Annotated in this window: 26 protein-coding genes and 1 pseudogene; 7 read left to right on the forward strand and 20 right to left on the reverse strand. The window is 70.0% G+C overall.

Going from position 1 to position 26227, the window contains the following annotated elements:
* Positions 1-91: 91 nt before the first annotated feature.
* Positions 92-2020 (reverse strand): AMP-dependent synthetase/ligase, encoded by a 1929-nt coding sequence (locus ACZ7L5_RS37785; RefSeq protein WP_471522757.1) that lies wholly within the window; start codon positions 2018-2020, stop codon positions 92-94.
* A gap of 253 nt (positions 2021-2273) precedes the next feature.
* A pseudogene (locus ACZ7L5_RS37790) lies at positions 2274-3049 on the reverse strand (thiolase family protein); the annotation flags it as partial.
* Positions 3050-3134: 85 nt separating this feature from the next.
* Here ACZ7L5_RS37790 and ACZ7L5_RS37795 point away from each other — a divergent pair.
* Complete coding sequence (locus ACZ7L5_RS37795; RefSeq protein WP_471522759.1) at positions 3135-4469, forward strand: 3-oxoacyl-ACP reductase; 1335 nt, start codon at positions 3135-3137, stop codon at positions 4467-4469.
* Complete coding sequence (locus ACZ7L5_RS37800; RefSeq protein WP_471522944.1) at positions 4469-5347, forward strand: MaoC family dehydratase; 879 nt, start codon at positions 4469-4471, stop codon at positions 5345-5347. Before ACZ7L5_RS37795 ends, ACZ7L5_RS37800 begins: the two co-directional genes overlap by 1 nt.
* On the opposite strand, the gene ACZ7L5_RS37805 is transcribed toward ACZ7L5_RS37800, so the two are convergent.
* From ACZ7L5_RS37805 to ACZ7L5_RS37845, 9 genes are all read right to left on the reverse strand, one after another.
* Positions 5329-5991: a TetR/AcrR family transcriptional regulator gene (locus tag ACZ7L5_RS37805; RefSeq protein WP_471522761.1), complete on the reverse strand. Its 663-nt coding sequence runs from the start codon at positions 5989-5991 to the stop codon at positions 5329-5331. The genes ACZ7L5_RS37800 and ACZ7L5_RS37805 overlap by 19 nt on opposite strands.
* 59 nt (positions 5992-6050) lie before the next feature.
* Entirely contained in the window at positions 6051-7394 is a 1344-nt protein-coding gene (locus tag ACZ7L5_RS37810) for an SPFH domain-containing protein (protein WP_328880026.1), read from the reverse strand.
* Positions 7391-9055: an SPFH domain-containing protein gene (locus tag ACZ7L5_RS37815; protein WP_471522763.1), complete on the reverse strand. Its 1665-nt coding sequence runs from the start codon at positions 9053-9055 to the stop codon at positions 7391-7393. Before ACZ7L5_RS37815 ends, ACZ7L5_RS37810 begins: the two co-directional genes overlap by 4 nt.
* 143 nt (positions 9056-9198) lie before the next feature.
* The gene (locus ACZ7L5_RS37820; RefSeq protein ID WP_328880028.1) at positions 9199-9501 is read right to left on the reverse strand and encodes a DUF4229 domain-containing protein; all 303 of its coding nucleotides are present in this window, start codon (positions 9499-9501) and stop codon (positions 9199-9201) included.
* Between the two features lie 99 nt (positions 9502-9600).
* Positions 9601-10125 carry a GNAT family N-acetyltransferase gene (locus ACZ7L5_RS37825; RefSeq protein ID WP_471522765.1) on the reverse strand — a complete coding sequence of 175 codons (525 nt, stop codon included), beginning with the start codon at positions 10123-10125 and terminating at the stop codon, positions 9601-9603.
* Positions 10126-10165: 40 nt separating this feature from the next.
* Entirely contained in the window at positions 10166-10825 is a 660-nt protein-coding gene (locus tag ACZ7L5_RS37830; RefSeq protein ID WP_471522767.1) for a UdgX family uracil-DNA binding protein, read from the reverse strand.
* A gap of 33 nt (positions 10826-10858) precedes the next feature.
* Positions 10859-12022: an aminofutalosine synthase MqnE gene (mqnE, locus tag ACZ7L5_RS37835; protein WP_471522769.1), complete on the reverse strand. Its 1164-nt coding sequence runs from the start codon at positions 12020-12022 to the stop codon at positions 10859-10861.
* A gap of 74 nt (positions 12023-12096) precedes the next feature.
* Positions 12097-12558, reverse strand: coding sequence for an Lrp/AsnC family transcriptional regulator (locus ACZ7L5_RS37840; protein WP_471522771.1), 462 nt, complete (start codon positions 12556-12558; stop codon positions 12097-12099).
* A gap of 68 nt (positions 12559-12626) precedes the next feature.
* Positions 12627-13310: a UbiX family flavin prenyltransferase gene (locus ACZ7L5_RS37845; RefSeq protein WP_328880033.1), complete on the reverse strand. Its 684-nt coding sequence runs from the start codon at positions 13308-13310 to the stop codon at positions 12627-12629.
* A gap of 90 nt (positions 13311-13400) precedes the next feature.
* Between ACZ7L5_RS37845 and ACZ7L5_RS37850 the strand changes: the two genes are divergently transcribed.
* A complete protein-coding gene (locus ACZ7L5_RS37850; protein ID WP_471522773.1) occupies positions 13401-14045 on the forward strand; it encodes a rhomboid family intramembrane serine protease in 645 nt (214 codons plus the stop codon).
* Here the strand turns inward: ACZ7L5_RS37850 and ACZ7L5_RS37855 are convergent.
* From ACZ7L5_RS37855 to ACZ7L5_RS37865, 3 genes are read right to left on the reverse strand one after another with little or no spacing between them, the layout of a single operon-like run.
* Complete coding sequence (locus ACZ7L5_RS37855) at positions 14023-14595, reverse strand: Uma2 family endonuclease (RefSeq protein ID WP_471522775.1); 573 nt, start codon at positions 14593-14595, stop codon at positions 14023-14025. The two genes, ACZ7L5_RS37850 and ACZ7L5_RS37855, sit on opposite strands and share 23 nt — an antisense overlap.
* A 47-nt stretch (positions 14596-14642) precedes the next feature.
* Positions 14643-15545 (reverse strand): menaquinone biosynthesis prenyltransferase MqnP, encoded by a 903-nt coding sequence (gene mqnP / locus ACZ7L5_RS37860; protein ID WP_471522777.1) that lies wholly within the window; start codon positions 15543-15545, stop codon positions 14643-14645.
* Positions 15542-16999 carry a menaquinone biosynthesis decarboxylase gene (locus ACZ7L5_RS37865; RefSeq protein ID WP_365063678.1) on the reverse strand — a complete coding sequence of 486 codons (1458 nt, stop codon included), beginning with the start codon at positions 16997-16999 and terminating at the stop codon, positions 15542-15544. The genes mqnP and ACZ7L5_RS37865 overlap by 4 nt, the downstream gene beginning before the upstream one ends.
* An 88-nt stretch (positions 17000-17087) precedes the next feature.
* Here ACZ7L5_RS37865 and ACZ7L5_RS37870 point away from each other — a divergent pair, with 88 nt between their 5' ends.
* Positions 17088-17411, forward strand: a complete 324-nt coding sequence (locus ACZ7L5_RS37870) for a PLD nuclease N-terminal domain-containing protein (protein WP_363033103.1) — start codon at positions 17088-17090, stop codon at positions 17409-17411.
* 43 nt (positions 17412-17454) lie between these two features.
* On the opposite strand, the gene ACZ7L5_RS37875 is transcribed toward ACZ7L5_RS37870, so the two are convergent.
* On the reverse strand, positions 17455-17934 hold the full coding sequence (locus ACZ7L5_RS37875; protein WP_471522779.1) for a hypothetical protein: 480 nt from the start codon (positions 17932-17934) through the stop codon (positions 17455-17457).
* A 284-nt stretch (positions 17935-18218) separates the two neighbouring features.
* On the opposite strand from ACZ7L5_RS37875, the gene ACZ7L5_RS37880 reads away from it, so the two are divergent.
* The 3 genes from ACZ7L5_RS37880 to ACZ7L5_RS37890 all read left to right on the forward strand — a co-directional run bounded on the left by ACZ7L5_RS37880 (position 18219) and on the right by ACZ7L5_RS37890 (position 21200).
* Positions 18219-18677, forward strand: a complete 459-nt coding sequence (locus tag ACZ7L5_RS37880; RefSeq protein WP_471522781.1) for a nucleoside deaminase — start codon at positions 18219-18221, stop codon at positions 18675-18677.
* Entirely contained in the window at positions 18670-19635 is a 966-nt protein-coding gene (locus ACZ7L5_RS37885) for an isopenicillin N synthase family dioxygenase (protein WP_471522783.1), read from the forward strand. Before ACZ7L5_RS37880 ends, ACZ7L5_RS37885 begins: the two co-directional genes overlap by 8 nt.
* Before the next feature lie 173 nt (positions 19636-19808).
* Positions 19809-21200 (forward strand): condensation domain-containing protein, encoded by a 1392-nt coding sequence (locus ACZ7L5_RS37890; RefSeq protein ID WP_471522785.1) that lies wholly within the window; start codon positions 19809-19811, stop codon positions 21198-21200.
* A gap of 12 nt (positions 21201-21212) precedes the next feature.
* On the opposite strand, the gene ACZ7L5_RS37895 is transcribed toward ACZ7L5_RS37890, so the two are convergent.
* From ACZ7L5_RS37895 to ACZ7L5_RS37915, 5 genes are all read right to left on the reverse strand, one after another.
* Positions 21213-21620, reverse strand: coding sequence for an SRPBCC domain-containing protein (locus ACZ7L5_RS37895; RefSeq protein ID WP_471522787.1), 408 nt, complete (start codon positions 21618-21620; stop codon positions 21213-21215).
* 339 nt (positions 21621-21959) lie between these two features.
* Positions 21960-23063, reverse strand: a complete 1104-nt coding sequence (gene ccsB, locus ACZ7L5_RS37900; protein ID WP_471522789.1) for a c-type cytochrome biogenesis protein CcsB — start codon at positions 23061-23063, stop codon at positions 21960-21962.
* Positions 23060-24802, reverse strand: a complete 1743-nt coding sequence (resB, locus tag ACZ7L5_RS37905) for a cytochrome c biogenesis protein ResB (RefSeq protein WP_471522791.1) — start codon at positions 24800-24802, stop codon at positions 23060-23062. The genes ccsB and resB overlap by 4 nt, the downstream gene beginning before the upstream one ends.
* Before the next feature lie 3 nt (positions 24803-24805).
* The gene (locus ACZ7L5_RS37910; RefSeq protein WP_467481320.1) at positions 24806-25579 is read right to left on the reverse strand and encodes a cytochrome c biogenesis CcdA family protein; all 774 of its coding nucleotides are present in this window, start codon (positions 25577-25579) and stop codon (positions 24806-24808) included.
* A gap of 1 nt (position 25580) precedes the next feature.
* Positions 25581-26210: a TlpA family protein disulfide reductase gene (locus tag ACZ7L5_RS37915; protein WP_471522793.1), complete on the reverse strand. Its 630-nt coding sequence runs from the start codon at positions 26208-26210 to the stop codon at positions 25581-25583.
* Positions 26211-26227: the final 17 nt, after the last annotated feature.

Below are 26227 nucleotides of genomic sequence, written 5' to 3' on the forward strand. Positions count from 1 at the left end.
GGCCACGGCATGTCACGTCAAGCAATTGTCGTAACGAGACGGCAACCGTTTGTCGTGATGTCGGGTCCTGGCGGGTTGCCCCGAACCGCGGCTATGTGGCGTACAGCTCCTCGACCTCCGCCGCGAAGTCCCGCATGACAGCCTCCCGTCGCAGCTTCATCGACGGCGTGAGGTGGCCGTCCAGCTCCGTGAAGTCCCTCGGCAGGATCGTGAAGCGGCGGATGGACTCCGGGCGCGAGACCAGCTTGTTGGCCTCGTCGATCGCGCGTTGCAGGATCGCCCTCAGTTCGGCGTCGTCGACGAGGAGCTCCGCGGGGACGGGGTGCTTGCCGTTCATCCGGCGCCAGTGGCTCACGCCGTCCATGTCCAGGGTCATCAGGGCGGACACGAAGGGCCGCCGATCGCCCACGACCATGCACTGGGAGATCAGGGGGTGGGAGCGCAGCCAGTTCTCCAGGGGCGCCGGGGCCACGCTCTTGCCGCCCGCCGTGATCAGGAGTTCCTTCTTGCGGCCGGTGATCGTCAGATAGCCCTCGTCGTCCAGGGCGCCGATGTCACCCGTCGGCAGCCAGCCGTCGGCGGCAGCCGGAACGACGCCGCCCGCGGACGGGTCCCAGTAGCCGCGCAGCACCTGTTCGCCGGAGATGAGGATCTCGCCGTCCGCGGCTATGCGGATGCGGGTACCGGGCAGGGGCCAGCCCACCGTCCCCAGGCGGGGCTTGGAGGGCGGAGTCACGGTCGCGGCGCCCGTCACCTCCGTCAGGCCGTAGCCCTCGTAGATCTCGATGCCGGCGCCGGAATAGAAGGCGGCCAGGCGGCGGCCGAGCGGTGAGCCGCCGCAGATCGCGTAGCGCACCCGGCCGCCCATCGCGTTGCGGATACGGCGGTAGACCAGGGGGTCGTAGAAGGCGCGGGCCGTCCTGAGCGTCGCGCCGGGGCCACCGCCCGTCCCCGAGGCCCGGGCCTCCATCGCCTCGCCGTAGCGCTCGGCCACCGAGGCCGCGCGGTCGAAGGACGACGCCCGGCCGCCCGTCTCGGCCTTGGCGCGGGCGGAGTTGAAGATCTTCTCCAGCATGTAGGGGATGGTCAGCAGACACGTGGGGCGGAAGGCCGCCAGGTCCGGCAGCAGGTCCTCCGCCTTGAGGCTCGGCGCGTGGCCCAGGCGCACCCGGGCCCGGATGCAGGCCACCGCGACCATACGGCCGAAGACGTGCGACATGGGGAGGAAGAGCAGCACCGACGCCTCTTCGCTCGTGCGCGCCTTGAAGATCGGGTAGAGCAGCTCGATCGCGTTGTCCACCTCGGCGAAGAAGTTGCCGTGCGTCAGCGCGCAGCCCTTCGGGCGGCCGGTCGTGCCCGAGGTGTAGATGAGCGTCGCCAGCGTGTCCGGCACCAGCATGCCCCGCCGTACGCCCACTTCGCCGTCCGGCTGCTGCGCGCCCAGCTCGGCCAGCCGCTCCACATGGCCCTTCTCCATCACCCACATGCGGTGCAGATCGGGCACCCGGTCCAGTTCGGGGCCGAGGGCGGCGGCCTGCGCGGCGGTCTCGGTGACCAGGGCCACCGCACCGGAGTCCTGGAGGATCCAGCGGGTCTGGAAGACGGAGGAGGTGGGGTAGACGGGGACCGTGACGAGGCCGGCCGCCCACGCGCCGAAGTCGAGGAGCGTCCACTCGTACGTCGTCCGCGCCATGATCGCGATCCGGTCCCCCGGCTCCAGTCCCTCGGCGATCAGCCCCTTCGCCACCGCCTGCACCTGCTCGGCGAACTGCGCCGCCGTCACGTCCGACCACCGCCCGTCCTCGCCCCTGCGGCTGAGGACGACCGCGTCCGGCGCCGCCGCCGCGTTGTCGAAGGGCAGGTCCCCGAGCGACCCATGGGTCACCGGCGGCGCGAACGGCGGTACGTACGCCTCCCGTACGGCACCGTCCAGTCGTCGCGTCTCGGGCTGCACCAGGGTCGGGCCCGGAGCGTCGTCGAAGGCGGCCGAGGCGGCGAAAGAGGGAAGCGGGGTGGACACGGGCGGCTCCTGCGGCGGGCGTGCAGCGAAGAAACTGCTTGCTGCATGACGTACGTGCCTCGCGCACCGTGGCGTTCACCTGCCGAGGCCTGCGGAAACGGGTTACCGCTGGTTAGGCAGGCGATCGTACGGCGCGGGCGTGTGGGGGTTGTGCGGGTTCGGGGGTGGTCCGGAGCCGGGTATGTGCAACGTCGGGGGTTATGTGAGGGACACTCAGCTTCGTCTCACCGTCCCCTTACCTTCGCTCCAGGCGGTCGGGACCGTCGAGGCCGAACACCGGCTTCAGCGCGGCCAGTTTCTCCGGCGTCGAACCGGGGCGCAGGTTCTGGTCCCTGTCCAGGCCCCGGAAGGGCACGGCCAGGTCCTCGAAGAAGCCCCGCTCGTACGCCGCCGCCAGGCGCTGGTGACTGGCCGCCGCCAACTCGTCCTGCGCCTCGCGGGAGACACCCCAGGCCCGTGCCGTGACGGGCGGCGTGCTCCCCCATCGACCGCCGGGTGCGGGGCTCGGCGTTGAGGGGGGATGTCGGGGACGAGGTGGGACGGCCGTACGCCGGACAGGGCCTTGAGCCGGCCGCCGGGCGACTTGGCCCGCCGGGCCTGAAGCACGATGCGCCGCAGCTCGTCGTTGACGCCGAGGGGCGCGTCGCTCGCGGTGTCCGCGCCGCCGGCGATCGCCGACTCGGTCTGGCCGATCGCGATCTTGTTGGCGGCGGCAATGACGGCCTGGAGACCGGTGCCGCAGGCCTGCTGGATGTCGTAGGCGGGCGTGCGGGCGTCCAGCTTCGAGCCGAGGACGGTCTCGCGGGCGAGGTTGAAGTCCCGGCTGTGCTTGAGGACTGCCCCGGCGACGAACTCTCCGACCGCGCCCGGATCGCCCAGCTCGTACCGCTCGGCCAGGCCGTCAACCACGGCCGTGAGCATGTCCTGGTTGGACGCGGTGGCGTACGGGCCGTCGGAGGGGGCGAACGGGATACGGGTGCCGCCGATGATCGCGACGCCCCGGACCGCCGGCGCCAACAGGGAGCTCATCTCCACCCACTCCTCATGTCCACCTTGGACTTACCTCGGGTAACCTTACTCTGGAGTCAGCAACGGAGCGCACTGGGAGTGGGACATGGCCGACCGCTATCTGAGCTTCACCGGCACGGCGCCCGGCCGCCTCCTCACCCGCCGACTCGGGCTGCCGCAGCCCGCCACGCTCCAACGCTGGACACCGGAGCGGCCCTCGCTGAAGGGCGCCCGGCTGCTCCTGACGGTCGGCAAGTCGGACCTCGGCCTCACCGATGCCGGTGCCCGTACCGCCCTGGGCCTCGACCTGACGACCGCCCCCTCCGAGAAGCCCGCCGCCGTCGTCCTGGACGCCACGGGCGTCCGTGACGTCGAGACGCTCGCCGAGGTGCACGCGGCCCTCCACCCGGTCGTGCGGTCGGTCGCCGACAGCGGCCGGGTCGTCGTGCTCGGCGCACCCCTCGACCCGGCCGACCACCACCAGGCCGCCGTCCAGCAGGCCCTGGAGGGCTTCACGCGCTCGCTCGGCAAGGAGATCGGGCGCGGCAGGACGGTGAACCTCGTACGGCTGACGGACGCGCACGCCGCCGGGTCGACCCTGCGCTTCCTCCTCTCCCCCAGGTCGGCGTACGTCAGCGGCCAGGTCGTCGAGGTGGGTTCGGCCCCGGCGGACGCCACCGCACCCCACGACCCACCCCACGACCCCGACCGCCCCCTCACCGGCCGCACCGCCCTGGTCACCGGCGCCGCGCGCGGCATCGGCGAGGCGGTCGCCGAGACGCTGGCGAGGGACGGCGCCCGGGTCGTCGTACTCGACGTGCCGCAGGCCGAGCAGGACGCGCGGCGCGTGGCCGACCGGCTCGGCGGCACCGCCCTCGCGCTCGACATCACCGCACCCGACGCGGGCACGCGCATCGCCGCCGCGCTGCCCGACGGCCTGGACGTCCTGGTGCACAACGCGGGGATCACACGCGACCGGCGGCTGACCAACATGCCCGCCGAGCGCTGGAGTTCGGTGCTCGACGTCAATCTCGCGAGTGTGCTGCGCACGACGGACGCGTTGCTGGAGAGCGGGACGCTGAGGCGGGGCGGGCGGGTCGTGGCGACGGCGTCGATCGCGGGGCTGGCGGGGAACGCCGGGCAGACCAACTACGGCGCGAGCAAGGCGGGCATCGTCGGACTGGTCCGGGCCCTCGCGCCACGCGCCCTCGCCGAGCACGGGGTGACGGTGAACGCGGTCGCGCCCGGGTTCGTCGAGACGAAGATGACCGCCGCGATTCCCCTGTTCATCCGGGAGGCGGGGCGCCGGATGAACTCCCTCGCGCAGGGTGGACTGCCGATCGATGTCGCCGAGACGACCGCCTGGCTGGCGGATCCGGGATCCTCGGGCGTCAACGGCCAGGTCGTCCGGGTATGCGGCCAGAGCCTGCTGGGGGCGTGATGTCCCTCGTCCTCACCGCTCCTCCTTCGCTTCCGCCCCTGCTCGCCCGGGGCGCCCTGCTGTCACCTTTCAAACGCCCCGGCCCGCAGGCGGAGTTCCCGCGCACGAGGCTCGTCCTGCCGGACCTTCGCGTCGACCTCGCCCGGCTGGCCGCGTACGAGCGGGTGTGCGGGTTTCCCACGGGGGACGACGCCCTGCCGGTGACGTATCCGCATGTGCTCGGTTTCCCACTGGCGATGCGGCTGATGAGCGGACGGGACTTCCCGCTGCCGCTGCTCGGTCTCGTCCACACGTCGATCACCGTCACCCGGCACCGGGCCCTCACCGCCACGCGTGGGTACGAACTCTCCGTGCACGTCGACGGTTTGATGCCCCACCGGCGCGGTACGGAGGCCGCCGTGGTCACCGAATTGCGGGCCGGTGACGGGGTCGTGTGGGAGTCGCGGAGCACGTATCTGGCCAGGCACCGCACCGACGGCCGTACGGCGTCCGGGCAGGTGCAGGGCGTGCGGGACGGCCAGGTGGCGCTGGACGCGCAGGAGTACAAGCCTTTGCCCGCCGTCGCCGAGTGGCGGCTCGCCGCCGACGTCGGACGCCGTTACGGCGCCGCCTCCGGTGACCGCAACCCCATCCACCTCCACCCGCTCACCGCCCGCCTGTTCGGCTTCCCCCGGGCCATCGCGCACGGCATGTGGACCGTGGCCCGCTGCCTCGCCGCGCACGGCACTGAGGAGGCGGTGCGGGTGCGGGCCGGCTTCCGGGCACCGGTGCTGCTGCCGGGGACGGTGACGTACGCCGCGCAGGGCGGGCGGTTCGAACTGCGGGGCGGCGAGGACCGCGTCCACCTTGGCGGGGAGGTCTACCCGCTCGCCCCGTGAGGGGCGTCCGGCGGTGACCAGGGCCGGCCGTCCATGAGGTTGCCGAGTCCCGACCAGGCGAAGTTCATCAGTGTCGCCGCCGCCTCCCGTGCCGTCATGGCCGGCGTGGAGTTGGCCCAGTCGGCGAGGGACTCCGCGGCGCCGACCAGGGCCTCGGCGAGACCCGCGACCTCGCTCTCGGGCAGGTCGGGGTCGCGGTGGGCCTCGCGTGCCGCGACGAGGATCAGCTGCGTCACGAACTCGACGATCTCCGCGCGCATCTTGGCGACCTCGGACGCGAACGGCTCGCCGTGCGTGCGGGCCTGGAGGTGCAGGACGGACCAGGCGTCCGGGTAGTGAGAGGTGTGGGTGAAGAACGCCCGCAGCCCTTCCCAGAGCTGGCGGTCGGCGGGCAGCTCGGTCCGCACACCGGAGCGCACTGCCACGACGAGCGCGGCGGCCTCGCGCCGGATGCAGGCGGTGAAGAGGTCTTCCTTCGAGTTCAGGTACAGATACACCAACGGCTTCGAGACACCCGCCAGTTCGGCTATCTCGTCCATCGACGCGGCCATGTACCCGCGCCTGCCGAAGGTCCGCACGGCGGCGTCCAGCATCTGCTGCTCACGGACGGCCCGCGGCATCCGTTTGGTCTTCACGGCACCCATGGCCGTTAGCGTACGGGCCGGGAGGGAGATCCCACCCGGCCCGCCGTGAACAGCTGTCCCTACTTGTCGTCGCTCAGCTCGTCGGCGAACCGTGCCACCCGGTCCGTCAGCACCTGCCCGTCGACCGCCGGCAGGGCCGTCAGCCGCGGCAGCAGCTGCGCGGTGAGCAGAGTGGACAGGGCGGAGGTGTCGGCGCTGCTGCCGTCGGTCCGTACGACCACCGGCTGCGGGGCCCGGCCGGCGAGCTTCGCGCCCACCTCCAGGCGACGCCGGGCGAGTTCGTACTGAAGGACCGCGCGGTTGTCGCGGTAGGCCTTGGCGAGGGCGCGCTGGGCGCGGGCCTCGTTCTCGGCGGCGATCAGGCCGCTGCGGCCCCGCGTCTCGATCTCGAACCGCACGCGCTGGGCGTTGGTCTCCTGCTCCTCCAGCAGCTGGGCGACCTCTTCACGTGCCCGGTTCAGCGCGGCCTTGACCTCGACGATCCTGGCGTCGCGCACCTTCTTGGCGCGCTCGATGTCCATGCCCAGCTGGTCGATCCGACGCTTGCGGATGAGCCCCCACTCCTGGTCGTACGCCGTGCGCTCCTTGGCGACCCGCTCCCGGGTGGCCAGGTGCTGCTGGTACTGCGCCGGCAGCTGCACGTCCGGGATGTTGGAGCCGGTGATGCGCACGCCGTAGCCGGACAGCTGGCGGTTGAGCAGCTCCTGCATGTCGGCCACGTCCGAGCCACGCAGGTCGTACGCCCGCTCGGTGCGCATCTTGCGCGCCCGCTGCCGGATCGCGTCCTGTACGGCGCTGGAGAGCACCAGGTCGAAGTTGCCCGCGCCGATCGTGCGGACGAACAGCACGGCGTCGGTGATGCGGAACTTCAGGAAGAACTCGATGGAGCGCAGCGGCACGTTCTCCTGCGTCGGGCAGGCCATGACCGGCGCGGAGTACGGGATCTCGGTGGCGGTGTCGACGACGAAGTCGACCCGGGACCACGGGTGCCACAGGTAGTGGCGGCCGGCGTCCAGGGTGCGGATGACGGCGCCGTAGCGGGTCAGCACGCCGTTGGTGCCCTGCTCGATCTCGACGATCGAGGAGCGCCACCACCACAGCGCGCCGATCACCAGCAGGACCGCGCCGCCGGCGTAGGAGAGGGTGGCGAGGGTGCCGTAGGCGAGGTCCCCGGCGACCGACTCGGAGTCGGCCTCCTGCAGGGACAGCATCACGCCCATGAACAGGGAGTAGACGCCGAGCCACAGCGGCAGCATCCACCACAGGCGGCGCCGGTGGCGCGGGATGATGACCGGGATCAGGGTGTCGGCCTCGCCGCCGCGCAGCAGCCGCGCGATGTCGCTCCAGGGAGCGACCTTCTCGGAGATGACCGACCGGCGGTGGGAGGAACGGGCGGTGCTCACTGGTCGGCCCCCTCGGAGACGTCAGAGCTGATGGAGCTGTCGGAACCGTCGGAGCTGTCGGGCGATCCGGGCTGGTCGGGCACCTGCGGCACCGTCGGCCGCTCGGCCGCCAGCAGCGCTCCGATCTCCGTCTCGCGCGCGGCGATCCGCTCGGACACCTCGGAGAGACGCGACCGTACGGCTGCCATGTCCTCGTCGGTGAACAGTTCCGTGCCGCGCTCGCCGACCAACTCGCGGGCCAGCTCCAGGAAGTCGATGCCGGCGCCGCCGTCCGTCGCGCCGCCGATGCGGACCAGACGCGGCAGATGGTCCGCGACCTGCTCCAGCGTGTCCAGCACCTGCTGCTGGTAGCGGTACTCCAGGATCTCCGGCGCCTCCGCCGCGGTCACCGCGCGGATGTCGAGGGCCTGCGCCTCCAGCAGGGCCGCGTTGGCCTTCGCCTCGGACTCGGCCTGGACGTAGCGCTGCCGGGCGAGCGCCTCGGCGCGGTTGGTCTCGCGTTCCACGGCGGTGTCCATCTGCGCCTGGTACTGGGCGATGTCGGCCTGGATCGCGGAGAGCGTCTCGTGGCTGGAGGCGAGTTCGCGGGTGAGGTCGCCCTCGTCCTGCTCCTTGCGGAGCTGGAGCGCGTACTCGTGCGTGTACGCCTCCTTGGCCACGCGCACCATCTCGGGCGCCGCCAGGTCCATGCGGTAGCGCTGGTCGGACGGTTCGGCGTGGGTGATGTTGGCGTTGGTCAGCTCGACGGCCGGGCGGAACTGCTGGTTGAGCAGGTCCAGCAGCCGGCCGGTGTCCTCGCCGACCATGTCGTAGATGCCGGCGGCTTCCTGTTCGTAGACGAGGGTGCGGATCGTCTCGCTCACCGCGTTGCTCAGCTTCTCCTCGAAGCCGCGCACCGCGCCCAGCGTGTAGACGAACTCGGTCGGATCGCTGATCCGGAACTGGATGAACAGGTCGATCGACGCCTTCACGCCGCCCTTGGTCGGTGCCTCGCGCACCGGAGCGTTGAAGGGGTACTCGATCGTGGTGTTGACGATGTACGACACCCGCTTCCACGGGCTCAGCAGCACGATCCGGCCCGGGCCGACGACCCTCTCCAGCTTGCCGAACCGGGTGATCATCGCCTGGCAGCCGTCCGGCACCATGACCATGCCCTGACGCCACCACACGAAGGCGACGGCGCACAGCGAGATGACCCAGTAGTGCACGCCGAACAGCGGGTTGGTCAGGACATCGGCGCCGGACGCGCCCACGATCCCCGCACCCACGGCGCCCAGTACGAGCAGCGTCAGCACGGGCAGCATGGAGACGATCGAGCGGCCCTTGGGGATCACCATCGGGCAGATGGCGTGCACCGTCTCGGTACCCTCGCGCACCTGCTCGCTGCGGCCGAGCGCCTCCCCGGCCTCGTCCAGCGGCACCGTCTTCTGCCGCATGACGGTGGCGGTGGAGCCGCCCTGTTCCCGGGCGGCCGGGAAGTCCGCCGGGTCGATGCCCTCGCCCTGGGCGTCGTATTCCTCGCCGCCGTCTCCCCGTGTCCCCCGGCCGCCGATCTGCCGCCGCAGTTCGTCCTGCGCGGCCGTCCTCGGATCGGTTCCGGAGACGACGGCGTCGGCAACGCGTCGTGCGCTCTTCTTTGCCTGCGCGCGCGCTCGTGCCACGGTTCCCCCTTACGTTCACGAATGCCGGTGCGAACAACCGTTCCACCGACGTGGATCCGGCCATCCCACACCATGGATCCGGACAAGCGTAAGGGCGGGGCCCGTGCAGTTACCGAGCGGTATCGCTGCCGGGACGCGGCAAGCTAGGAGGTCTGGCCCTGCGTCCGAGCCGTCTCGTCGACCACGTCGTCCTCCTGGCTGCGGTTCGCCTCCAGGTTGGCCTTCACACGGTCGACCTTCTGCACGATCTGCACGGAGGCGCGATCGCGCTCCTTGCGCAGCACGACGAAGCTGATGGGCGCCGAGAGCAGCAGCGCCAGCAGGACGACCCACATGCCATTGGAGTCGCCGAGGCCACGCGGGGCGAGGCCGGAGTAGACGAGGCCCCAGACGACCACGAGGCAGCCCACGAAGATCCCGAGGCGCATCAGTGTGTAGCGGAGCATCTCAATCCACTCTTCCGATTCCAAAAAGGGCCACTGTCCAGTGAAGCACGCGGGGCGGCCGATCTTGCAGGGGGGTCGGCAGGGGGTCGCCGGGGTGGGTCATTCGAGCGGCAGCAGCATGATCACGTCTTCCCGGTCGTCGCCCGGCGCGACCCGGATTGCGTCCGGGATCCGGCCGACCTCCTTGTAACCGCAGGAGCCGTAGAAGCGTTCCAGGCCGAGGCCGCCGCGGCAGGTGAGGCGGATCGCCTCGATGCCGTCGAAGCCGCGGGCGGCCTGCTCGGCGGCCGCCAGCAGGTCACGGCCGTAGCCCTTGCCCTGGTGGCGGGGGTGCACCATCACCGTGTAGAGCCAGATCCAGTGGATCATCAGCCGGTGCGAGTTGAAGGTGAGGAAAGCGGTCGCGGCGACCCGCCCGTCGTCATCGAGCCCGACCAGCAGCCGCCTGCTTCGGTCGGCCATCCCGGCGAACTGCCGCACCAGCTCCGGCCGGATCTCCTCCCGTGTCACCGGTGGCACGAAGCCCACGGCTCCGCCCGCGTTGGAGACGTCGGTCCACAGGTCGAGGATGCCGTCACGGAGGTCCGGAGTGACGGCCGGGTCGAGTGTGAAGGTAAGAGGCACGGCGCAATCGTAGCCATTACATGGAGCGCGGCGAAAGTCATCACGACAACGCCCGCGCCGCCACCTTCAGGTCCGAGACCAGCCCCGCGTACGCCGCCTCCCGGTCGGCGTCGCCCTGGGCCCGCAGCACCGACGACGGATGCACCGTCGCCACCAGCTTTTCCGGCCGGCCGTGGATCTCGCGCTCCAGCAGCGTTCCGCGCACCTCCCCGACCCGGAACGACGACCCCAGCAGGGCCTTGCCCGCGCTCGCGCCCAGCAGCACGATCAGCTCGGGCTCCACGACGGCCAGTTCGGCGGCCAGCCAGGGTCCGCACGCGGTCATCTCACGCAGGGTCGGCGCCTTGTGGATACGGCGCTTGCGGGGCTCGGCCTGCGTGAACTTGAAGTGCTTCACGGCGTTGGTGACATACGCGTCTGCCGGGTCGAGGCCCGCTTCCTCCAGCGCCCTGTCGAGGAGCCGCCCGGCCGGACCGACGAAGGGCTTGCCCTGCCGGTCCTCCTGGTCGCCGGGCTGCTCGCCGACGAGCATGACGCGGGCGTTCCGGTCGCCGACGCCGAAGACGGTCTGCGTGGCGTCCCGGTGGAGGGGACAGCCCCGGCATTCGGCGGCGGCGCGGCGCAGGGCGGGCAGGCCGCCACGGTCGGGAAGGAAGGGTTCAGCGGTGTAGGCGTCCTCGGGCGCCTTGGTGCTCACCATGGCGGACGAGTACCACGGCCCCACCCTCCGGAATCACACCCGCATCGGCTGGGGGGACTCGCGGCGCAGCGGGTCCGGGCCGTCGTACTCCCGGATGATCTCGTAGCGCGTGTTGCGCTCCACCGGGCGGAAGCCGGCGTCCCGGATGAGGTCCAGCAGGTCCTCGCGGGTGAGCTTGTTCGGCGTGCCGAAGTTGTCCGCGTCGTGGGTGATCTTGTACTCGACGACCGAGCCGTCCATGTCGTCGGCGCCGTGCTGGAGCGCCAGCTGGGCGGTCTGTACGCCGTGCATGACCCAGAAGACCTTGACGTGCGGGACGTTGTCGAACAGCAGACGGGACACCGCGAAGGTCTTCAGGGCCTCCGCGCCGGTCGCCATCTGGGTCCCGGCCTGAAGGCGGTTGCGGACCTTGCCGTCCTTCATGTCGACGAAGTCGTGCTGGTAGCGCAGAGGGATGAAGACCTGGAAGCCGCCCGTCTCGTCCTGCAGCTCACGCAGGCGCAGGACGTGGTCCACCCGGTGCCGCGGCTCCTCGATGTGGCCGTACAGCATGGTGCTCGGGGTCTTGAGACCCTTCTCGTGCGCCAGGCGGTGGATGCGGGACCAGTCCTCCCAGTGGGTGCGGTGGTCCACGATGTGCTGCCGAACCTCCCAGTCGAAGATCTCCGCGCCACCACCGGTGAGGGATTCCAGCCCGGCGTCGATGAGCTCGTCGAGGATCTCCGACGCCGACAGACCGCTGATCGTCTCGAAGTGGTGGATCTCCGTGGCCGTGAAGGCCTTCAGCGAGACGTTCGGGAGGGCGGCCTTCAACTCGCGCAGGGAGCGCGGGTAGTAGCGCCACGGGAGGTTCGGGTGCAGGCCGTTGACGATGTGCAGCTCGGTGAGGTTGTCCGACTCCATCGCCTTGGCGAGCTTGACGGCCTCCTCGATGCGCATCGTGTACGCGTCCTTCTCCCCCGGCTTGCGCTGGAAGGAGCAGTACGCGCAGGAGGCCGTACATACGTTGGTCATGTTGAGGTGGCGGTTGACGTTGAAGTGGACGACGTCGCCGTTCTTGCGCGTGCGCACCTCGTGCGCGAGGCCGCCGAGCCACGCCAGGTCGTCCGACTCGTACAGCGCGATGCCGTCCTCGCGGGACAGCCGCTCACCGGAGCGGACCTTCTCCTCCAGCTCGCGCTTGAGCCCGACGTCCATGCGTGCACCTCTCTCGGAAAGACTCCGTAAACCGTACTCCCCGCCCCCTCGGGCGGGGCGACCGCCACCGGGCGCTACACGTCCTCTTCGTCGGGCAGCTGTCCGACCCGGTTCTCCCACTTGGTGGAGAGCACGATCGTCGTACGGGTACGGGAGACGCCCTTGGTGCCGCTGAGCCGGCGGATGATCTTCTCCAGCCCGTCCACGTCGGCCGCGCGGACCTTGAGCATGTACGAGTCGTCGCCCGCGATGAACCAGCAGTCCTCGATCTCGCCCAGGTCCCGCAGGCGGCTCGCGACGTCCTCGTGGTCGGTGGCGTCGGACAGCGAGATGCCGATCAGCGCGGTGACGCCGAGGCCGAGCGAGGCGGCGTCGACCGTGGCGCGATAGCCGGTGATGACGCCGGCCGCCTCCAGCCGGTTGATGCGGTCGGTGACGCTGGGTCCCGACAGGCCGACGAGGCGTCCCAGCTCCGCGTAGGAAGCCCGGCCGTTCTCCCTCAGGGCCTGGATGAGCTGCCTGTCCACCGCGTCCATGCGATCGAAGCCTTCCGGTGAAGATGTCCCGAAGTGATGAGAGTTACTGCGACTTGCTCAGATGGCGTTCATGTCGTGCGGGTTCCGCCGCCGAGTTCGCCCTTCCAGCGGCGGTAGAGCCGGTGCTCGACGCCCGCCGCGTCGAGCACCCGTCCGGCGACGAAGTCGACCAGGTCCTGGATGTGGGTGGCCCCCGCGTAGAACGCGGGCGAGGCGGGTACGACGGTGGCGCCCGCGTCGTCCAGGGTCACCAGGTGCCTCAGCGTCTGGCCGTTCAGCGGGGTCTCCCTGACGGCCACGACCAGCTTGCGCCCCTCCTTGAGGGCCACACCCGCCGCGCGTTGGAGCAGGTCCTTCGACAGGCCCAGCGCGACGCCGGCGACACAGGCGGTGGAGGCGGGCACGATCAGCATGCCCTTCGTGGCGTACGACCCCGAGGACGGCCCGGCGGCGAGGTCCCCGGCGTTCCAGTACCGGACGCCGTCGATGTCCGGCTCGAAGGTCCCGGGCTTGCCGTCGGCACCCCGCCCGAGCCACTCGCGCAGGTCGTCCTGCCAGTGGGCGTCGCGGAAGGAGATCCCGGTCTCGTCGAGGAGCGTGAGCCGTGACGCCCTGCTGACGACCAGGTCGACGCTCTCCCCCGCGGCGAGGAGCGCGCGCAGCACCGCGGCGGCGTATGGGGTGCCGGAAGCGCCGGACACCCCTACGATCCAAGGCGTACGCGGCGTCTCTCCTGGCTTGACTGGGTTCACGACACCGAGCCTATCCGGCCTCACGGGGTGGGAACCGACCAAGGGGGGCCGGGCGTTCCCCAGGGGGACGAGTTGGGCGGTGGGGTGGCCATGGCGGGTACGTCGGGTGTGGCGGGTACATGGGGTGCGGAGCGGCGCGAGTGGTCGCGGGGTGACCGCGCGCGGACCGCGGCCAAGCTGATGCTGGTCTGGGTGGCGCTGCTGTGGCTGCTGGAAGTGGCGGACGTGCTCACCGGGCACGCGCTGGACGGCTTCGGCATCGTCCCGCGCACCCCGTCCGAGCTGGTGGACGTCGTCCCGGCCGCGTTCATCCACTTCGGCTTCGCCCACGTCGCCGCGAACACAGTGCCGTTGCTGGTCCTCGGCTTCCTGGCCGCGCTCGGCGGCATACGCCGGTTCGCCGCCGTCTGCGCCCTGATCATCGTCGCCGACGGCCTCGGCGTCTGGCTGATATCCCCGTCCGGCACCAACACCGCGGGCGCCTCCGGCCTGATCTTCGGCCTCTTCGGCTACCTCCTGGTCACCGGCTTCGTGGAGCGCCGCCCGCTCGGCATCCTGGCCGGCGTGCTGGTGGCCGCGATCTGGGGCACCTCGATCCTGGCGGGCCTCGCCCCGACCCAGTCCGGCGTCAGCTGGCAGGGGCATCTGGTGGGGCTGGTGGCGGGGGTCGCGGCGGCGTTCCTGCTGCGGCGCCGGGCGGACGGGCCGGCGCTCAGGGCTGGGAGCGCGCTTTAGGGTCGACAGGGAGACTCGCGGTGGGGATCTTCAGCTTGCCGAGCGGGGAGTCGATGGTCAGGTCGGGGCCGTAGGGGATGGTGTCGCGGCCTCGGTAGCCGTCGGGGCCGGGGTTCCACATCGTGACGCAGTGGCCCTGCTGCGGGTCGAAGATCAAGTAGTTGGCAATGCCACGTGAGGCGTACCAGCGGGGCTTGACCTCGTAGTCACGGCGGACACTCTCCGGCGACACCACTTCGGCTACGAGCTCGATCAGATGGGCGGGGTAGGAGCTGCGGTTCTCGTCCTCCGCCTCGGCCGGAATGACCGCGATGTCCGGGCAGAACTCGTTGGCATCGTCGAAGGGGAACGCCACATCGCTCACCAGTCCCCACTCCGGCGGAAGCTGCCCCTCCAGGTTCGCCGACACCCTCAGGATCGTCTTCCCGTGGAACGGCCTGACCGGATTCATCACGATACTGCCCTCGACAATCTCCGTCAGATAGCCGGGGAACATGTCCTCCAGCTTGCTGAGCTGCGAGTGCAGGCGGTCGATGCCCGAGACGGTCACGCTGGCCTCCCTGGGGGTCCTGCCCTCGATGGTAGGCCGCACGGTAACTACACGGTCAGCCCCCGAACCACAAGATCCATCAGCGCACACGCGAACAGGGCAATCCCGATGAACCCGTTGACGCTGAAGAATGCCCGGTTCAGGCGGGACAGGTCGTGCGGGCGGACGATCGAGTGCTCGTAGACGAACGCGCCGGCGACGATCAGCAGACCCAGCCAGAAGAAGGTGCCCGCGTCCGTGGCGAGGGCGTACCAGACGAACAGGGCCGTCGTCACCGTGTGGCAGGCGCGGGCGCCCCAGATCGCCGCCGGGATGCCGAAGCGGGCCGGGACCGACATGACGCCGATCTCGCGGTCGGTGTCGACGTCCTGGCAGGCGTAGATCAGGTCGAAGCCGCCGATCCAGATGCCCACCGCGAGGCCAAGGATCACGGCGTCCCAGGACCAGGTGCCGGTGACCGCCAGCCAGCCGCCGACCGGGCCCATCGCCTGGGCGAGACCCAGGATGGCCTGGGGGAAGTTCGTGAAGCGTTTGCCGTAGGGGTAGACCACCATCGGAATCACCGCGATGGGGGCGAGGGCCAGGCACAGCGGGTTCAGCAGCGCCGCCGAGCCCAGGAAGATCACCAGGGCGATCAGGGCGCCGGTCCAGGCGTGCCGGACCGACATCGCGCCCGTCACCAGCTCGCGGTGCGCGGTGCGCGGATTACGGGCGTCGATCTCGCGGTCGATGATCCGGTTCACGGCCATGGCGAAGGTCCGCAGACCCACCATGCAGACCGTCACCAGGAGCAGCCGCCCCCAGTGGATGTTCTTGTCCCACTGGAACATCGCGGTGAGCGCGGCGATGTACGCGAACGGCAGCGCGAACACCGAGTGCTCGATCATGACGAGGCGGAGGAACGCCTTCGTGCGTCCTGGCTGCGGGATCGCGGCGGAGGCGCTGCTCACAGTCCGTACTCCTTCCAGCGGCGGTCGACCTTCGCCGCCGTTTCCGGGTCGGACTCGACCATGTCGGGCCAGCCGCCGTCACGGGTGTAGCCCTCCTCGGGCCACTTCTTCGTCGCGTCGATGCCCGCCTTGCCGCCCCAGAACTGCTGGTAGGAGGCATGGTCGAGATGGTCGACGGGGCCTTCGACGACCGTGAGGTCACGGGCGTAGTCGGTGTTGCCGAGTGCCCGCCAGGCGACCTCGTGCAGGTCGTGGACGTCGCAGTCGGAGTCGACGACCACGATCAGCTTGGTCAGGGACATCATGTGCGCGCCCCAGATCGCATGCATCGTCTTCTGTGCGTGCTTCGGGTACTTCTTGTCGATCGAGACGATCGCGCAGTTGTGGAAACCGCCGGCTTCCGGCAGGTGGTAGTCCACGATGTCCGGGATGATGATCTTCAGCAGCGGGAGGAAGAAGCGTTCCGTCGCACGCCCCAGCGGTCCGTCCTCCGTCGGAGGCCTGCCCACGACGATCGACTGGAGCAACGGCCGCTTCCGCATGGTCACGCAGTCGATCTTCAGCGCCGGGAACGGCTCCTGCGGCGTGTAGAAACCGGTGTGGTCGCCGAACGGCCCCTCCGGCAGCATCTCGCCGGGCTCCAGCCACCCTTCCAGCACGACCTCGGCCTGCGCCGGCACCTGCAACGGCACCGTCTTGCAGTCCACCATCTCGATCCGCTTGCCGGAGACGAACCCGGCGAACAGGTACTCGTCGATGTCACCGGGAAGCGGGGCGGTGGACGCGTACGTCACGGCGGGCGGACACCCGAAGGCGATGGCGACCGGCAGCCGCTCGCCCCGCCGCGCCGCGACCTGGTAGTGGTTCCGGCTGTCCTTGTGGATCTGCCAGTGCATGCCGATCGTGCGCTTGTCGTGGCGCTGGAGGCGGTACAGCCCCAGATTCCGTACGCCCGACTCCGGGTCCTTGGTGTGCGTGAGCCCGAGGTTGAAGAAGGAGCCGCCGTCCTTGGGCCAGGTGAACAGGGCGGGCAGCTGCTCCAGGTCGACGTCGTCGCCGTGCAGCACGACCTCCTGCACGGGCGCGCCCGCCGACTTCACCTTCTTCGGCGGTACGTGCGTCATGGCGCCGAGCTTCCCGAAGGCCTCGCGGACCCCGACGAAGCCGTGCGGCAGTTCGGGCTTGAGCAGCCCGCCGATCTTGTCGGAGATCTCGCCGTACGACTTCAGGCCGAGGGCCTTGAGCAGTCGCCGGTCGGTCCCGAAGACATTCATCGCGAGGGGCATCGAGGAGCCCTTCACGTTCTCGAAGAGCAGCGCGGGACCGCCGGACTTCTGTACGCGGTCGACGATCTCCCCGACCTCGAGATACGGATCGACCTCAGCCTTGACGCGCTTGAGGTCGCCTTCGCGCTCCAGCGCCCTGAGCAGGGAACGAAGATCGTCGTAAGCCATGGGGTCAAGTATCCCCGAGCGGCTACCCTGGCCCTGAACCCGGGGGCCGCACCCCCGGTCCGACGACCGTTTCGCTGGAGAGGGGCCCATGCTCCGCGTGCTGATGTTTCTCGTGCCACTGGCGCTGAGCGTGTACGCATTCATCGACTGCATCAGCACGAAGGAGGACGAGATCCGGCACATGCCCAAGCCGCTGTGGGCCATCCTCGTCCTGGTCTTCCCGCTGGTCGGCTCGATCTCCTGGCTCATCGCGGGCAAGAAGCGCAGCCCGGCGGCCGAGGGCTGGTCCGGGGTCCGGGACAACAGGCGCCGGCAGTGGGTCGCACCCGATGACAACCCCGACTTCCTGAAGTCGCTGGACCAGGACGACGACGGGACGAAGGACGACAAGCCGAAGCGGGACGAGCCCTGACGCGGAGCTGCGGCTCCCCCGAGGGACGCGCGGAGCGACCGGTCTACGCCCCGTACAGCTGGCGCAGCTCCCTCAGTCGTGCAAGTTCCCGTGCCGCGGCCGCGCGATTGCCGAGGTCGAGGGCCATCGTGCCGCGGCCGTAGGCGTAGAAGACGTCCTCGCGCGTCTGCGCGTCGAGTCCGCGCACCCTGCGCAGGGCGAAGAAGCAGACGTCCAGGGAGAGCTTCGTTCCCGACAGCCAGTCGCGGGCCGGGGCCGTGAGGTGGTCGCGCAGGACGTCCTTGACGTGATCGCGCGTCAGGCGGTCGGCCTCATCGGGGCGGGGGACGCCGGGATGGTGCGGGTGATCCGCGAGATCGTCCGCCCAGTCGACCAGCGTCCGTACGATCTCCCGGGCCGTATCGAGGTCGTCCGGATCCGACGCGAGCAACCGCACCGCCAGTTCCCGGGCCTCCCGGCGCCGTTCCTCGTCGTCACCGCACGCGGCCACGAAGGCGGCCAGCGCACCACCCCGCTGACGCATCTCGGCAACCCGCCAAGCCCACTCCCGACCCGCCACAGAACCCCCCCACCCCGGCGTCCCTCGTGATCACCGGGCCACGCCACACAACACCCGACGCCGCCCGCCCCGCCACCGAATTAGCGGCGTCGAGTTCGCCGCCCACCCCGCGAACGGCCTGCGTACGCCGGACACGGTGACGTGCTTCGCGCACTTCTAGGGGGAGGGCCGGGGGACGCTCCGTCGTTGCGGCGTGTGGGTAGTCATCCCAGGTCGCCCCCGCGTCTCCCGCACAGGAAGTGAGTGGCATGGAGCTCTTGGATCACGCGACGGCCCGCACCTGGCTGGCCACCGCCGTCGCGGAGGCGCGCGCCGGGTTCGCCGAGGGCGGTATCCCGATCGGTGCCGCGCTCCGTGCCCCGGACGGGGCGGTCCTCGGCCGCGGGCACAACCGCCGTGTGCAGGACGGGGACCCCTCGATGCACGCGGAGACGGCCGCGTTCCGGGCGGCGGGACGGCAGCGGTCGTATCGCGGAACGACCATGGTGACCACGCTCTCACCCTGCTGGTACTGCTCAGGACTGGTACGGCAGTTCGGGATCTCCCGCGTCGTCATCGGCGAGGCGGTCACCTTCCACGGCGGGCACGACTGGCTGGCCGAGCACGGCGTGGAGGTCGTGCTCCTCGACGACCCCGAGTGCATCGGGATGATGCGCGACTTCATCAGGAACAAGCCGGCACTGTGGAACGAGGACATCGGTGAGTGAGCCACGAATTCCCACGATCGACCTAGGGCCCTGGCTCGACGGCGACGCCAGGACGCGCGGCGCGATCGCCCGCACCGTCGACGAGGCCCTGCAGACCGCCGGCTTCCTGCTGGTCACCGGGCACGGCGTGGACCCGGCGCTGCGCGAGCGGATCCGGGAGGCGGCCCGCGCCTTCTTCGTACTCCCCGTCGAGGCGAAGCAGGCCTACGAGGCCAAGGTCGGCGGCCGTGGCTGGCTCGGCCCCGGCGCCGAGGCCAACGGCTACGCGGAAGGCACCGAGACCCCACCGGACCTGAAGGAGTCGCTGACCTTCGCGACGCACGAGCCCTTCGAGGACCCGGTCGTCAACGCCGAGTGGTACGCGCCGAACGTCTGGCCCGCCGAAGTGCCCGAACTTCAGGCGCTCTGCGAGGAGTATCTCGCGCGGATGGGCGAGCTGGAGAACCGGCTCCTCGCCCTGCTCGGCGAGGCCCTCGGCCTCCAACCCGACTTCTTCACCCGGCACATGGCCCACCCGACATACGGCTTCAACATCAACTGGTACCCGGGAGCCGAGGTGATCGGTGCGCCGGAGCCCGGCCAGTTCCGGATCGGGCCGCACACCGATTTCGGGACCGTGACGATCCTCGACCGGCAGGCCGGGAAGGGCGGGTTGCAGGTCTACACGGACGAGGGCGGCTGGGAGGACGCGCCGTTCGACCCTGAGGCCTTCACCATCAACATCGGTGATCTGATGGCCCGTTGGACCGGTGACCGGTGGCGGTCCGGCCGGCATCGCGTCCTGCCGCCGCCCGCCGACGCCCCCGCCGAGGAGCTGATGTCCCTCGTCTACTTCGGGGAGTGCACGCCCGGCACCCGCGTGGAGTCGGTGCCCGCGCCGGTGGGACGGGTGGCGTACACGCCGGTGGACTCGCATGTGTATCTGCGGGAGAAGCTGGACTCGATCACCGTCAACTGACCGCCGTCAACAGATCGCAGTCAGCTGATCGTCGTCAACCGGCCGCCGCCCGTTGATGACCGTCGGATGATCACGGTCGGGTGATCGCAACGAGCCGTTTCCGAGAAAGGGTTGCCTCGTTGGGCGGGATACCACCCTTTCGGGTGTGTCCCCCGCCGCGAATGGAGCCGCCCGTGCGAATGACTGACATCCAGCGCTGCGAGGTCCGACCCGGACGACTCGTCGAATGGACGTTCAGTCCGGCGACCGTGGCGGCGGCGGCCGACCTCCCGGAGGACTCCCGCCCACCGGCGTACATCCAGGAGTCGCACATCAGGACCGCCCGGTCCGTGCGTGAGGACGGCCTGTTCGTGCCGACCTGGCTCGGTACCGCATTCGACCTCCCGGGCCGGGCCGATCTCGACGCGCTGGAGGAGGCGCTGCGCAGCTGGACGCTGCGGCACGAGACGCTGCGCAGCGGCTTCCGCTGGTCCGGCCGGCCCGGCGACGACGTACGCCGGTTCACGCTCGACGCCGATTCCGTTTCCCTGCACCGCACGGAGGTGGGCGAGTTCACCGACCGCGCGCTGCTCGTGCAGCACCTCCAGGACCGCTTCGACGTCACCGCGGACGCACTGCGCTGGCCCAACCTCATCTACACGGCGGTCGTCCGCGACGACTCCACCAGCGTGTACCTGGCCTTCGACCACAGCAACGTCGACGCCCACTCCATCCAGCACATCCCCGCCGAGATCCACGAGCTCTACGCCGCGTGCCTTGCCGGCGAGACCGTCGAAGGGGCGCCCGCCGGCAGCTACGTCGACTTCTGCGCGATCGAGCGGACGGACGCCGACCGGATCGACGACAGCCACGACATCGTGGGCCGCTGGCGCGAGTTCATCCGGCGCTGCGACGGCAGGCTGCCCAACTTCCCCGTCGATCTGGGGCTGGACCCCGAGGGCGGGCTGCCCACCCAGAAACTGCTGCGCGAGCCGCTCACCGACGCGGACACCGCCGCCGCGTTCGAGGCGTACTGCCGTCCCTACGGTGGCAGTTCGGTCGGCATCCTGGCCGCGACCGCCCTCATCGTCCACGAGATCGGCGACGAGCCGGTCTACCGCACCGTCGTGCCGTTCCACACCCGCGTGAAGACCCGGTGGTCCGACTCAGTCGGATGGTACGTCGGCGGCGCGCCCATCGAGATCCCCATGGAGCAGGCCCACGACCTGCCCAGCGCCCTGCGCACGGTACGCGCCGCGCTGCACGCCAACCGGCATCTGGCCCGCATGCCGCTGGCCCGGGTGCTCAGCCTGCTGGGCGCCGACTTCCGCCCCACGTCACCCGACCTGTACTCGATCGTCTCCTTCGTCGACACCCGCGGCATCCCGGGGTCCGGGCACTGGGCCGAGCACAGGGCGTACGGGCTGATCAGGGTGTCGTACGGCGACCAGGTGTGCGCCTGGGTCACCCGGCTGCACGAGGGCCTGTGGTTCGCGAGCCGCTACCCGGACACCGACGTCGCGCAGAAGAACATGCGGCTGTACGTGGAGCGGCTGCGGGACGTCATCGCCTCGACCGTCTCCTAGTCCGGGCGGCCCTCAGGAGCCGCCGCCCTCCAGCACCTCGATCAGCCTCTCGAAGCGGGCCCGCCAGCGCTGCTCCGACTCCGTCTCGCCCTGGAACTCGTGCGTGAAGCGCAGGGCGGTCCCTGTCTCGCCGTCCCGTTCCAGGTGGAACCGCAGGCGTCCGCCGTCCTCCACCGTGTACTCGGCGACCCTCTCGACGTCCCATGCGGTGACCTGCCCGGATCCGACGTCCCGCAGTGCGATCGCGCCGCCGAGCCGGGGTTCCAGGACGTCGGCGGGCGTGAACCAGGACGCGAGCCCTTCGGGGGTGCCGAGCGCCGGCCAGACCGCCTCGACGGGCCGGGGAAGCCGCACCAGGAAATGCAGGATGTGCGTGTTCCCGTGGGTCTGGCTGATGCCCTGTTCTGCGGAACCGCTCATGACACCAGCCTGACCCCGCCCGGGACGATGTGCACCCGTTACGGGCGCTGACCTGCACGGTCGACGACGAGATCTTCGCGTCGAAGATCCAATCGTCCGGGTCGGGTTGTCGGGGTCGTCCCGGGTGATCGCGACACCCCGCCGTCCACTCGCCAGTGAGCCGGAGGGGCGTGGTCGTAGACGGAGCGTACGTACGCGTCAGCGAACTCACCGAAAGCGTCGTGGTCCCCCGCGCGGATGTGTTTCCGCAGATTCGTATCCACGCCTTCCACCCGTCCGTGCGACGAAGGCCGGTTCCCATGACGCAGGTCACGGGAACCGGCCTTGGCCGCAGGGGACTTACACCCCGGCGTAGGAGTGCTTGCCGGAGACGAAGATGTTCACGCCGTAGTAGTTGAACAGCCAGCAGCCGAAGGCGATCAGGGCCAGGTAGGCGGCCTTGCGGCCCTTCCAGCCGGCTGTGGCGCGGGCGTGCAGGTAGCAGGCGTAGGCGACCCAGGTGATGAAGGACCAGGTCTCCTTGGGGTCCCAGCCCCAGTAGCGGCCCCAGGCGTCGCCCGCCCAGATGGCGCCCGCGATGATCGTGAACGTCCACAGCGGGAAGACGGCGGCGTTGACGCGGTAGGAGAACTTGTCGAGGGACGCCGAGGCGGGCAGCCGGTCGAGGACGGAGTTCGCGAAGCGGCCGGGGGTGCCGCCGTTTGCGAGCTTGTTCTCGTAGCTGTCCTTGAAGAGGTAGAGCAGCGTGGACATCGCGCCGACGTAGAAGACCGCACCGCAGAAGATCGCCGTGGAGACGTGGATGTACAGCCAGTACGAGTGAAGGGCGGGAACCAACTGGTCGCTGGCGGTGTACAAGACAGTGACGGCGAGGCCGAGATCGAGGAGGACCGTGGTGATCAGGAACAGCCCGAGCCAGCGCACGTTCTTCTTCAGCGCGAGCAGCGACAGGTACACCCCGACAGCCACCGTGGAGAAGGTGATGTTGAACTCGTACATGTTGCCCCACGGCGCCCGCTCCACCGACAGAGCCCGGGTGAGCACACCACCGAACTCGATCAGGAAGGCGAGCACGGTGAGGGAGATGGCGATACGCCCGTAGAGGTCACCCTGCGCGTCCCCACCGTGCGCCCCGGGCCCGTCCGGCACGTCCCGTTGGCCGGCGGTGGCCCGCACGACGACCTTCGGCCGCTCCAGCACGGCGGTGGAGCCGTTCTTGCTCACGGTGACGGCGGGCGCGGCGGCGACCTTGGCGGCCTTCGCCGGGGTGAGCGCGGCGGCCGTGCGGCCGACCTTGCTGCGGCTGCCGAGGAGCCATTCGGCGATGTACGCGAAGAAGGCCAGCGTGTAGACGGCCATCGACGAGTAGATCAGCGTGTTGCTGATGTTCGCCAGGTTTTCGTTGGTGGCGGCGGCCAGCTCGGTCGCGGCGGCGAGAGTCACTTGGTGTCAGCCCCTTCGGCGGGTGCGACTTGGGGGTCGGGGGAAGCTTCGGAATCTGCGGGGTCGTCGGCGGCGTCGGGCGCGCCCGGCGCCTGCTCGTACAGGATCCCGGCGAGGTCGCCGAGTTCCTCGGGCACCTTGGCGGACTCGCTGCGGCCGAGGCCGGCCATCTCGACGACGGTGACTCCGTCGGGGCCGGTGGCTGCCCGCACCCAGACGCGGCGGCGTTGGATGAAGAGGGAGGCGGTGAGGCCGAAGATCGTGATGACGGAACCGGTGAGCGCCCAGCCGCTCCCTGGCTGCTGCGTCATCTGGAAGTTCGCCCACTCCTTGGTGCCCTCGTAGGTGACCGAGCCGGCGCCGTTCGGGAGCTTCATGGACTCGCCCGGCTTCAGGTTCTCCCGGACCTGCTTGCCCTTGGCGTCCTTGAACCCCGTCATGTGCGTCTTGTCGAGCTGGTACACGCTCTGCGGGATCCCCGAGTTCACGCCGAGATCGCCGTAGTACGGCGTCAGATTCAGCACCGGGTTCAGCAGTGCCGGGAATGTCGAGGCCGTCTCACTGCCCTTGACGTAGGTCGGCAGGAAGAAGGCCGAGATGCCGAGCTGTTCCCCGATGCCCTTGGCGTTCCGGTAGCCGTCGAGGACCTTGACGACACCGGTGGACGTGACGTTGCCGTCGAGCGGCAGCAGCGGGACGGCGTCGTGGAACACGACCTTGCCCTTGCCGTCCCGGACCGTGATGACGGGGGCGTAGCCGTGGGCCGTGAGGTAGACCTTCGAGTCGCCGATCTCCAGCGGGTGGTTGACCTTGACGATCGTCTTCTTGTCCTTGCCGTAGGCACCCTCGGAGTAGGTGAGGGAGGCCTGGTAGGTGCGAGGAGTGCCCTTGTTGGGGCCGGAGGCCGCGTAGGTGCCGGTGAAGTCGCCCAGGCTGAAGCTGTACGGCGTCAGGTCGTCGGTGCTGAAGAGGCTGCCCGACTTGAAGTCGTCGTAGGAGATCAGGGTGTTGGAGAACCCGGCGCTGCCCTCGACGAGGAGCTTGTTGCCCTCGGACTTGAAGAGCTGTCCCCAGGCGAACGCGACCAGCATCACGATGAGGGCGATATGGAAGGCGAGGTTGCCGACCTCGCGCAGGTACCCCTTCTCGGCGGCGACGGCGTCACCGGCCAGGTGAGCGCGAAAGCGCCGCCGCTTCAGCAGCGCCAGCGCCGTCTCACGCACCTGCTCCGGCTCGGCATCGGTACGCCACGTGGTGTACGCGGGCAGCCGGTTCAGCCGCTTGGGGGCGCCCGGCGGACGACCGCGCAGCTGCCCCACGAACTGCCAGGTGCGCGGCACGATGCAGCCGACGAGGGAGACGAACAGCAGGATGTAGATCGCGGAGAACCACACCGAGCTGTAGACGTTGAAGAGACCCAGCTTGTCGTAGATCGGCGCGAGGGTGGGGTGGTTCTTCTCGAAGTCGGCGACCTTGGTGATGTCCTGGCCACTCTGCGGAATCAGCGAGCCGGGGATGGCTCCGAGCGCCAGCAGCAGCAGAAGCAGCAGGGCCACCCGCATGGAGGTGAGCTGCCGCCAGAACCAACGGAGCCAGCCGATGACGCCCAGCGCGGGCGCATGGGACAGAGTCTCCACGGGCGCCGTCGACAGCTGGGATCCGGCGGCACCGAGCTCCTGGCTGTCGGCGCCGGCGGCCCGCGTCTCGCCGGGGTCGGCGCCCACGGTGTTCTTGCTCATGGATCAGATCCCCACAGTGAATCCGGCGGACCAGGACTGCATGTCCCGGACGATGCTGTCCCAGATACCCGTCAGCAGCAGCAGACCGGTCACGATCATCATCGTGCCGCCGATCCGCATCACCCAGGCATAGTGCCGCTTGACCCAGCCGAACGCGCCGAGCGCCTTGCGGAAGGCAACCGCGGCGACGACGAACGGGACGCCGAGGCCGAGGCAGTAGGCGACCGTCAGTATGGCGCCGCGGCCTGCGCTCGCCTCGTTGTAGGAAAGCGCGATCACGGAGGTCAGGGTCGGACCGATGCAGGGCGTCCAGCCGATGCCGAACAACGCGCCGAGGAAGGGCGCGCCGACCAGCCCGGTCATGGGCCGCGTGTGGATGCGGAATTCGCGCTGGGTCATCCAGGGCATCAGGCCCATGAAGAAGACGCCCATGACGATCATGAGTACGCCCAGCACCTTGGACAGGACGTCCTTGTGCTCCTGCAGGCTGTCACCGAAGTAGCCGAACAGCGCCCCGCTGGAGACGAACACGGCGGTGAAGCCGAGCACGAACAGGGAGGCACCCGCGACCATCCGTCCGCGCCTGGCCTCGGCAAGGTCCGTGCCGGTGACCCCGGTCACATAGGAGAGGTAGCCGGGGACCAGCGGGAGGACGCAGGGGGAGAAGAAGGACACGAGGCCGCCGAGCAGCGCCACGGGCAGAGCGACCAGCAGTGCGCCGCTCAGAACGGTCTGGTTCGGGTCCGTGGCGGTGGCGAGCGTAATGACTGTGCTCACGTCACTTCTCCGCGAGGACCGGGGTGATCATGGCGCGCAGCTTCTCCTCGCTGAGCGCGGCCAGCGAGCGGGCCGCGATCTTCCCGTCCCGGTCGAGGACCAGGGTGGAGGGAATCGCCTGCGGGTTGAGCGTGCCCTTCCCGAAGCGGAGCATCAGCTTGCTGCTCGGGTCGTACAGGCTGGGGTAGGTGACGCCGAACTCCTCCTCGAAGGCGCGGGCGTTGTTGACCTGCGGGTCGGCGACGTTGAGGCCGACGAACTGCACGCCCTGCGCCTTGAGGTCGTTGTGGACCTTCTCGAAGTTGGGTGCCTCGGCGCGGCAGGGGGCACACCAGGACCCCCACACGTTCAGGACGACGACCTTGCCCTTGAAGGAAGAGACCGCGAGCTGCTTGTCGTCGATGGTCTTGCCGGACAGATCCGGAGCCGGATGCCGCTTGTCCTTCTCGACGGTGGAGATGCCGTTCTTGCCCATGATGAAGTTGGTGTCACCGCCACCACCGGAAACGCCCCCCGAACTGCATGCGGAGACGAGCAGCGCGGCGACGGCGGCACCGGCGGCGATCAGGGCGGCACGACGCGAGCTGGTCCAGTTGTTTGTGCGCAAGGGGGCGCGGCTGGCGGCACTCATGTGAAAAGTTTCGCATG

It is taken from the genome of Streptomyces sp. NPDC107528 (assembly GCF_055639295.1).